Origin of the sequence: Rheinheimera sp. (assembly GCF_036568245.1) — a bacterium.
Taxonomy (GTDB): Bacteria; Pseudomonadota; Gammaproteobacteria; order Enterobacterales; family Alteromonadaceae; genus Alishewanella.
Window position 1 is genome coordinate 1 of sequence record NZ_DATCSY010000026.1, and the last position, 9202, is coordinate 9202.

Annotated in this window: 8 protein-coding genes; 4 read left to right on the plus strand and 4 right to left on the minus strand. The window is 49.0% G+C overall.

Annotated features, from left to right (window positions below; all coding sequences use genetic code 11):
- Together metG and VIN66_RS01080 are read left to right on the plus strand one after the other, a co-directional pair.
- The coding region (metG, locus tag VIN66_RS01075) for a methionine--tRNA ligase subunit beta (RefSeq protein WP_331922270.1) at positions 1–615 on the plus strand (615 nt) is incomplete at its 5' end.
- A 44-nt stretch (positions 616–659) separates the two neighbouring features.
- Entirely contained in the window at positions 660–2066 is a 1407-nt protein-coding gene (locus VIN66_RS01080; RefSeq protein WP_331922271.1) for an MFS transporter, read from the plus strand.
- 11 nt (positions 2067–2077) lie between these two features.
- On the opposite strand, the gene VIN66_RS01085 is transcribed toward VIN66_RS01080, so the two are convergent.
- Positions 2078–3547, minus strand: a complete 1470-nt coding sequence (locus tag VIN66_RS01085; RefSeq protein WP_331922272.1) for a hypothetical protein — start codon at positions 3545–3547, stop codon at positions 2078–2080.
- Between the two features lie 79 nt (positions 3548–3626).
- Positions 3627–4622: an NAD(P)H-quinone oxidoreductase gene (locus VIN66_RS01090; RefSeq protein ID WP_331922273.1), complete on the minus strand. Its 996-nt coding sequence runs from the start codon at positions 4620–4622 to the stop codon at positions 3627–3629.
- Positions 4623–4754: 132 nt separating this feature from the next.
- On the opposite strand from VIN66_RS01090, the gene VIN66_RS01095 reads away from it, so the two are divergent.
- Entirely contained in the window at positions 4755–5969 is a 1215-nt protein-coding gene (locus VIN66_RS01095; protein WP_331922274.1) for a class I SAM-dependent rRNA methyltransferase, read from the plus strand.
- 76 nt (positions 5970–6045) lie between these two features.
- Entirely contained in the window at positions 6046–6615 is a 570-nt protein-coding gene (locus tag VIN66_RS01100; protein ID WP_331922275.1) for a YceI family protein, read from the plus strand.
- A gap of 64 nt (positions 6616–6679) precedes the next feature.
- Here VIN66_RS01100 and VIN66_RS01105 read toward each other — a convergent pair whose 3' ends face one another.
- Positions 6680–6979 (minus strand): PilZ domain-containing protein, encoded by a 300-nt coding sequence (locus tag VIN66_RS01105; RefSeq protein WP_134055156.1) that lies wholly within the window; start codon positions 6977–6979, stop codon positions 6680–6682.
- Positions 6980–7071: 92 nt separating this feature from the next.
- Positions 7072–9202 (minus strand): ATP-dependent RNA helicase HrpA (gene hrpA, locus VIN66_RS01110; protein WP_331922276.1); only part of this gene is annotated, 2131 nt, incomplete at its 5' end.

Consider the following 9202-nt stretch of genomic DNA (forward strand, 5'->3'; position numbering starts at 1 on the left):
AACCTGTTCCGGATATTGATGCACTACTTAAAGCCTGTGTTGCCATTAATGGCCAGCGAAACTGAAGCCTTTTTAAACAGTGAGCTGAGCTGGACTAATTATCAGCAGCCGTTGACCAACCATGCCATTAATCCGTTTAAAGCCTTAATGCAACGCGTTGAGCCAGCAAAAGTGGCCGCTATGCTGGAAGCATCAAAAGAGAATTTACAACCGGCTGCAGAAAAGCCTGCCGCTAAAGTGGCAAAAACAGAAAAAGCCGTCAGCGGTGAGCGCGAACCGATTGCTGACACCATCAGTATTGATGACTTCGCCAAGATTGATCTACGCGTTGCCCGTATTATTAAAGCTGAAGCAGTTGAAGGTGCCGACAAACTGGTGCAACTGCAACTGGATATCGGCGCTGGTGAAGTTCGGCAGGTTTTAGCCGGGATAAAAGCTGCCTACAACCCCGAGCAGCTGGAAGGCCGGCTGACTGTTATGGTTGCCAACCTGGCACCGCGTAAAATGCGTTTTGGTTTATCCGAAGGTATGGTACTGGCAGCTGGCCCCGGTGGCAGTGAGTTATTTATTCTGTCACCTGATGAAGGCGCTGAACCGGGTATGCGCGTCAAATAATTATTCAGGCAGCCTGGGCTGCCTGCTTTTTTGAAAGGCAAAGGATGACCAGTAAACACCCTTACCGCAGTTTCACCGCATTATTTCTGACGACCTTGCTGATGTTGGTTGCGCAGGGCTCACTGTCAACCTACCTGGGGTTGTCACTGGCCCAGCAGCAGGTCGATTCTGTCTGGATTGGTGCTCTGATGTCGTGCTATTACCTCGGATTGGTGCTTGGTTCCAAACTGGGTCATAAGGTTATTGCCAGAGTCGGACATATCCGGGCTTTCGTGGCCAGCGCCGCTATCGTCAGTGCCTGTGCCATGACACATGTATTAACGTCGCAGCTGGAAATCTGGCTGGTGATGCGGGTCATCGTCGGTATGGGCATGATGTGCCAGTACATGGTGTTGGAAAGCTGGCTGAACGAACAGACCGAAAGTTCGCAGCGCGGCACGGTGTTCGCGTTTTATATGATTACCTCTTACCTCGGCATGATTGGCGGGCAACTGATGCTAAGCCAGTTCCCTGATTTGGGTATAGCGCCACTACTGATTATCAGCATGTGTTATTCGCTATGTATAGTGCCCATTGCACTAACCACCCGCATTCACCCAGCGCCTTTGCAGCCGGCGCCGCTTAAAATTTTTGTATTTTGGAAACAGGTACCACAGTCGTTGACGGCGATTACCGTAGCCGGGTTAATGGCAGGTTCCTTTTATGGTCTGGCACCAGCATATGCCGCCAGTAAAGGTATGCCAACGGAAGAGGTAACCTTGTTCATGTCGGTTACTATACTGGCAGGCTTGCTGGCACAATGGCCGATGGGGAAGATCTCCGATCGTATTCCACGCAGCCGTATTCTGCGCTTTAATGCTGCCGTGCTGACAGTATTAACACTGTTGATTGCCCTGCTGCCACTGACAGGCATCATGCTGCTGATGGCAACATTTTGCTATGGCGTTCTGGCTTTTACCCTGTATCCGATAGCCTCTGCATTTGCTAACCAGAATGTTGAGCAGAACGACAGGGTTGCACTTTCAGCAACGGTATTGCTCACTTTTGGCCTCGGTGCTTGTTTTGGGCCGCTATTAGCCTCGGCGCTGATGCAGTTAATTGGCCCTTCGATGCTATATGCCTTTATCAGTTGCTGTGCGTTTATCCTGTTTTTACGCTTACTGCGGGTTAACTACACGCAAAAGCAAGTAAAACGGATGATGGACGAGCAACAAAATGCCCAGTTTAAAATGGGCTCAGGCGATTTGGTATCCTCTCCTCTTGCTGCCGCACTGGATCCACGTGTGGATGAAGACACAGTTGCGGCGCAGATGCTGGATGAAGAATTTCTTGCCACCAGGCAGCAGGTGCCTGCAGGCTACGATGAAGATGTTGAGCAGCAGACATCCGACGACGGCTTTGACGACTCCACTGCGGCGAACGAGACAGAAACGCGGCAGCACAATGACTAAGACAACTTATCTTAGTTACTGTGCATCACGACTTTATTCCACAGGTTCTGGTTTTTAAGATAAGAAAAGTACTCGTCAGGATGCCAGCACTTGGGTAACAATGGCATGTTTTTACGCTCTTCAAAGTTAGATACCAGCTTACTTAAGATCTCAAGCAGCCGCTCTTCACTGATTTTTTCCAGCTTTTTGCGTGCTTGCGGATAATACAGATTATTCTCGGCACTGATAATACACCCCTGTGCCGAGACATTGTATGTTAAGTTACGGGTTACCATGCGGCATATGGGCTGACGTATATCTGACGGATACAAACCGGTTACAATGGCATACTCGTAGCGGTCCATATCCTGCTTGTCAGAGTCTTTAGGAATATAGGTAACACCAAACCCTTGCGGAAATACACCGGTGATACTAATCAAGGCATCAACGGCCACTTTACTGTAGACGCCTTTTTCAACGCCCTTTTCTAACACCAGTGTCACTTTAGGTAAGGTGTCATAAGCAAAGCTACCTTTGGTTGAAAGAACAACCGAGGTGTAAATTTGCGGAATTTTCAACAAATTACCAATACCATGCTCAGGTTTTATAGCGCTTTTAAGTAATGACAAAATGAAGTTCTGCCGCTCTGCTTCCAGCTTATTAAAGTTGTCCCGTTCAGCTTTAGAGTTACCAGTATATCTGCCAAGTCCAAGGCCTTGGGTGACAAACTTCAGACTTTCGCGGTAGCTGATTTGCAATAGCGCCATCCGTTCATCATTATCCAGCACCCTGAACTCGTCAGCGTTGCCATCAGGCCCCTTTAAAATAGCCAGAGCATCCGGATGACAACTGCCGATATCCTGCAGTAAAGCTGCCATCAACAATGGGATCTGCACATCATCGCGAAACGGTTGGTAATCATCCGCCGCTGCAGCACTGCCTTTTGATGCATTGTAACGCTGCTGAACATAGGCATTGTGCAGCTCACCGTCTGCTAACAGCTTGTCCAGTAAACGCAGAGACAATACAGCTTTATACAGATGTTTACTTTTTTGATTGCTGCTGGCGACATGCTTACCTTCGGTGGGCGATAGCAGCTGAATAGTGCCGAGCAGTTTTGCGCTGAGTACCGCAGTTTCGTCCTGAGCCCCGCCCTGACACAAGTTAAGGATCTCATGACATATCTGTTTTAACACTGAGTAACGCTGCCAGGCTTCTTCGTCCCGGGCCTGTACAAATACATTTTTTTCACTCTGGGCTTGTTGCAGATTACGCTCTACCAGTGCCAGATCGCGCTTACTCACCTGATGCTGGCGGTTCTCATACAGATAAACCTGTTGCTCAAGCTCAGTTTTTTCTGCCTGTTGTTCCAGTGCTTGCTGAAAGTACTGCTGCGCCTGTTCATAAACAGAGTCCGCCACGGCTGTGTTATCGTAGATCCGATTTATCAGCGCCGTAACTGATTTGCTGTAAGTCGATTTTCCAATGGTGCCAAGTGTCATTCCGTTAGCGCTTCCTAAACGTATACAGTGAGTGCAGGCAAGTATCGTACAATTTGCCTGATAAGTTTCTAATATTAAATCAGAATGTCAAAACAAGCTTACCCTTGGTGCAGTTGCTGGCCATTAACCGATGCGCCTGTTCTGCCTCTTGCCAGTGAAATTGTTGCTGCAATACCGGCTGTATCTGCCTCTGCGCCAGCGGCTGGCCGTAAGTCTGATAAAAAGCCTGCGTTAATCTGGTTTTATAATGGTTTGTACGGTTGCGCAGCGTAGAACAGATTATCTGCCCACGGCGCTTAAACAAGGGTACCAGATCAAAATGTGGTACTTCCCGTCCGGCCATCATAGCGTATAACACTATTTTTCCATCCATTTTAAGCAACGGAATTTCACGGCTGATATAGTCACCCGCCACCGGATCCAGGATCAAATCGACACCGGCAGGCCAGAATCTGGCCAGTTCCTGCTCAAAAGCTGCCGCCTGATAGTTTATCAGTATATCTGCACCAAGCTTATGACATAACTCAAGTTTATCCTCGCTGCTGGCGGTAACTGCAACCTTGCTGCCGATAGCTTTAGCAAGTTGCACCGCTGCGGTGCCCACACCACTGGCACCGGCGTGGATCAGCACATGCTGTGCCGGTTGCAAATTGCCAATACTGCTGAGTAACTGGTATGCCGTCAGAAATACCTCAGCCGTGGCAGCTGCTTCGGCCATTGTATACCCTGCCGGAACAGCCATAGCATGGCCTGCATGCAGCAACGCATATTCGGCATAACCTCCTCCCGGCACCAGACCAAACACTGCTTTGCCTAGCCAGCTCTTATGCTGCGCCCCGGCAGCAATAACAACGCCCGCGACTTCAAGCCCCAGGATGTCACTCTCGCCGTCAGGTGGTGGATATAAGCCACGTCGCTGCATCAAATCAGCACGGTTGACCCCCGCGGCAGCAACCTTAATCAGCAATTGTTCGGGCCCGGGCTGCGGTACCGGACACTGTTCTGTTATTAGTTTACTGTCATTGCCAGAACCAACAACCTTGATGGCCTGCATCATTGATGGAATTGTCGCCAACAGTCACTCCTTTCATTCGCTGTTACTCACCGGAGCCTGAGTAAATACCGGGCCAGGCAGAAATTATGCTTTAGCTTTATGCACAGCTTCACTACAATGCGGCCTTTAGTCTAGCACAGTGTATTGTCAGCCATGAACCAGCCCTTAGTCTCTACTGTTTTACCCCGTCTTATCTTGCAGGAAACCAGAGAAAAATCTCTTAAACGCTTGCATCCATGGATTTTTTCTAAAGCAGTGAAATCGGTCAGCGGTAAACCATCAGATGGCCAGACAGTAGAAGTCATTAGCAGCAAAGGTGAATGGTTAGGTTACGCGGCCTACTCAGCACAGTCTCAGATCCGTGCACGTGTCTGGAGCTTCAACAAAGATGAAATTGTAGATGATGCCTTTTTTTTACAGCGTATAACACGTGCCTGGCAACTGCGTACCGAACTGTTCGATTTAAACCAGACTACGGGCTTACGCGTGGTCGCTGCAGAGTCTGATGGCTTACCGGGTGTCACTATCGACAAATACAATGATGTGCTGGTATGTCAGCTGCTGTCTGCTGGTGCTGACGCCTGGCGTGATGCTATCGTTACCGCGTTGAAAACGTTATTCCCCGAACACAGCATTTATGAGCGCTCGGATGTTGATGTCAGAAAAAAAGAAGGTTTACAACCTGTAACCGGCTGGCTGCATTTACCACGTCAAAGTGGCGAAGTCATTATCAAAGAACATGGTATGTTATTGCTGGTTGACGTTGTGCAGGGCCACAAAACCGGATTTTATCTGGACCAGCGCGCCAGCAGAGCGGCCGCCAAACGTTATGCCAATGCCAAAAGTGTGCTGAACTGCTTTAGCTATACCGGCACTTTTGGTGTCGCAGCGCTGCAAGGTGGCGCATTATCGGTAACCAATGCTGACTTATCTGAGCTTGCTCTTAGCACTGCGCGCAAGAATGCGGAACTTAATCAGCTGGACTTGTCAAAGCTCGATAATGTTAAGTTTGATGTGTTTAAACTGCTGCGGCAATACCGTGAACAGGGTAAACAGTTTGATATGGTGATCCTGGATCCGCCCAAATTCGCAGAGAGTAAAGCACAGTTGCCCGGCGCCTGCCGTGGCTATAAAGACATTAATATGGTGGCGATGCAAATAGTAAAACCCGGTGGCTTATTACTGACGTTTTCCTGCTCCGGCCTGATGGATGACAGTTTATTCCAGAAAATCGTTGCTGATGCCGCAATAGATGCTCGGCGTGACTGTTTGTTCATCGAAAAACTAACGCAGGACAGTGACCACCCTATTGCCAGTTTTTATCCGGAAGGCAGTTACCTTAAAGGCCTGGTATGTAAGATCTATTAAACGCTGCAGCTTTCACATGGTACCCGTGGTATTTATACGGTAAGCTGTGCGGCAATTGACACTAAAGGAGAAACAAATGAAAGTTCTAGCTCTGTCATTCGCACTGTGCGCAGGCGTTGCCAACGCCGCGACCTGGCAACTTGATAACGAACAGTCCAGCCTGCATTTTGTGTCGGTGAAAAATGAACTTGTTGCTGAGACGCATGCGTTTCAGGCTTTGAATGGCAGCTGGGATGAGAAAAGTGTTTCGGTCAGCATTCCGGTTAGTAGCATGCAAACCAATATCCCAATCCGCAATGACAGGATTTGGCAATATGTTTTGCAGGCAGACCAGTTTGCCAATATTCAGATCAAAGCCCCGCTGACAAGTGAAAGTATTGCTTCGCTGACTGCCGGTAACTCTTTGGTGCAGGACTTACCACTGACTGCAACCATTGCCGGGCAAAGTGCAGTAGTAACAGCAAAAGTGCGGATAACGATGTTAAATGGCAGCACGTTACAAGCGGTAACAGAAGCCCCTCTGATGCTCGATACTAACCAGTTCAAACTTGGCGCAGGTATCGCCAAATTACAGGAACTGGCCGGACTGAAACGTATCGACCCTATGGTGCCGGTAACTTTTAATGTCAGGTTCTCAAAGCAGTAAATGATAAGCATAAAAAAAGCAGCTGAACGCTGCTTTTTTTATGCTGATAGCTGGTATTGACGGACTAATTTAACTCCATAAATGCCAAGCCTAACTGATAAATATCTTCACTTTCCTGACTGCAACGCATTACTTTAGCACTGGCATCCAGTGGTGGTATGCTGGCATTAGCCGATTCCAGCCGCACCCGGATCAACGTTCCCATCTCAAGCGGTTCGTCAACTTCAACAGACATGCCCGAGGCACTCAAATCGCGGCAAACACCGTCTATTGTCCGGCCGGTTTCCGGATCATTTATCATCAGCTTCACTTCGGCATTGACCATCATCCTGAAATAATGCCGGTTGTCACCTTTTGTCAGCATAATACCTCCCTCAACTACGTCAGCGTTTAGTTATAGAACTTTCCGCTGCGCCTGTAAAGCCTGCCCGGTGTCAGGATCACAACCTCAGACCGCTACACTTTGATATCGTTAACAGCATGCAAAATCCGTTTTACCGAAATAGGGTAAGGCGTGCCGAGCTGCTGCGCATGCAAAGATACCTTAAGTTCCTGCAGCATCCAGTAAATGGCTTGCACAGGCTGCGGCATCACTTTGCTGCCAGCAAATTTACCCAGCAGGTTATGATAAGCGTCAGACGCTTTCTGGTATTCGAGCATCAACAGCCTGTCACGTTGGGGATCAACTGCCAGTTTTTCCAGTCTTTTCTGCATCGCCTGCAAATAGCGGATCAGATCATCCAGCTTTGTTGCACCATGACTGCTGACAAAGCCTTTGAATATCAACTCACTCAGCTGCTGCTTTACATCGCCTTGCGACTGCACATGCGCTAAATCAACGCGCCCTTTCAACCGCTTTTGAATATCATGGCACAAGGTTAATATCTGCTCGACTTTAAGCGCTATCAACACCACCGTATCGCCAAGCTCCGCCCTGACTTTCTCCCGAAGTGCAGTAAAGCTCTGTTCATCATCCGGCAAACCGGTTTGCTCTACCAATGAATCAATACCGGCGGCGATACAGTCGTCAATCAGTTCCAGTACCCGGCCAAACGGATTGAAATACAAACCCAGCTTTGCTTTGTTTGGCAATGATTCCTGCAGATATTTAACCGGTGAAGGGATATTTAACAACAATAGTCGCCGAAGCCCTGTTTTTGTCGACTCCAGCGCTTCTTGTGGGTTATCCAGCAGCCTTATCGCCACAGAGTCCCGTTCATCTACCAAAGCCGGGAAGGCTTTGATTTCATAGCCTGCTTGCAATTTTACGTACTCGCGCGGCAAAGCACCAAAACTCCACTGTGTCAGCTGTTCCTGCTCTATGCCCTGCTCTGCTACCTGACTCAAACTTTGCTGCACTTCGCCCTGCAGGCCTTGTTTGAGTATGCTCAGTGAGCGGCTTTGTTGCAGCACTTTGCCATTATCATCGACTACTTTGAAGTTCATTTTAAGATGAACCGGCACGCTGCTAAGCTCCCAGGCATCCTCGGGAATTGTCACACCTGACATCCGCTTTAAGCGGTTGCTGACGGCATCGAGTAACTTACCATCCTGCGGACTGATGGTTTGCATTAACGCATCAGCATAATTAGGCGCGGGCACAAAGTTACGCCGGTACTGCTTAGGCAACGCTTTAATCAACGCAACCAACAGCTCATGCCTAAGTGCAGGGATTAACCAGTCAAAGCCCTGATCTTCTACCTGATTGAGCAGCGCCACAGGGATAATTAAGCTCACGCCATCGTCTATCTCACCGGGTGCAAAGTGGTATTCCAGTGGCAAGGTCAAATTTGCCTGACGCCATTGCTCGGGAAATTTATCAGCGGTGATATCGCTGGTATCACGGGATAACAAGCTGTTGGGGTCAAAATTCAGATACGTTTTATCTTCGCTACGCTTTTGTTTCCACCATTTAGCAAAATCAATGCGGTTGTTCGCCCACTGTGGCACGCGCTCAGCATAAAATGTGGCTAACGTATCTTCATCAACCAGAATGTCGCGCCGGCGTGACTTTTCCTCCAATGCCGTTACGTCGTCAATCAAACGCTGGTTGTGCTGTAAAAACGCTTCATTGCTGCCCAGATCCTGGTTAACCAGTGCTTCGCGTACAAAGATGCTGTGGCAAACTGCGGGATCAATTTTACTGTATAGTACCGCGCGCTTTGCCACGATCACCAGACCATACAGACTGACCTGCTCATAGGCGATTACCGCACCTCGCTTTTTCTCCCAGTGCGGTTCGCTGTAACTGCGGGTGACCAGATGCTGTGCCAACGGCTCTATCCATTCCGGCTCTATCTTCGCCAATGTCCTGGCATATAGTTTACTGGTCTCTACCCACTCCGCCGCTGCGACCCATTTGGGTTTGCGCTTAAATAAATGGCTGCCCGGAAACACATAAAACCGCGTTTGCCGCGGCCCCAAATAGTCGGCTTCTGAGTCTTTAAAACCTACCTGCCCCAGCAGGCCACTTAGCACCGCCTGGTGAATGGCCTGGTAGCCGGCCGTTTGCTGGTTTTGCTGATAGCCCTGCTCCTGCATTAACTGTGTCAGCTGAGTATTTAAGTCCTGCCATTCACGTACCCGC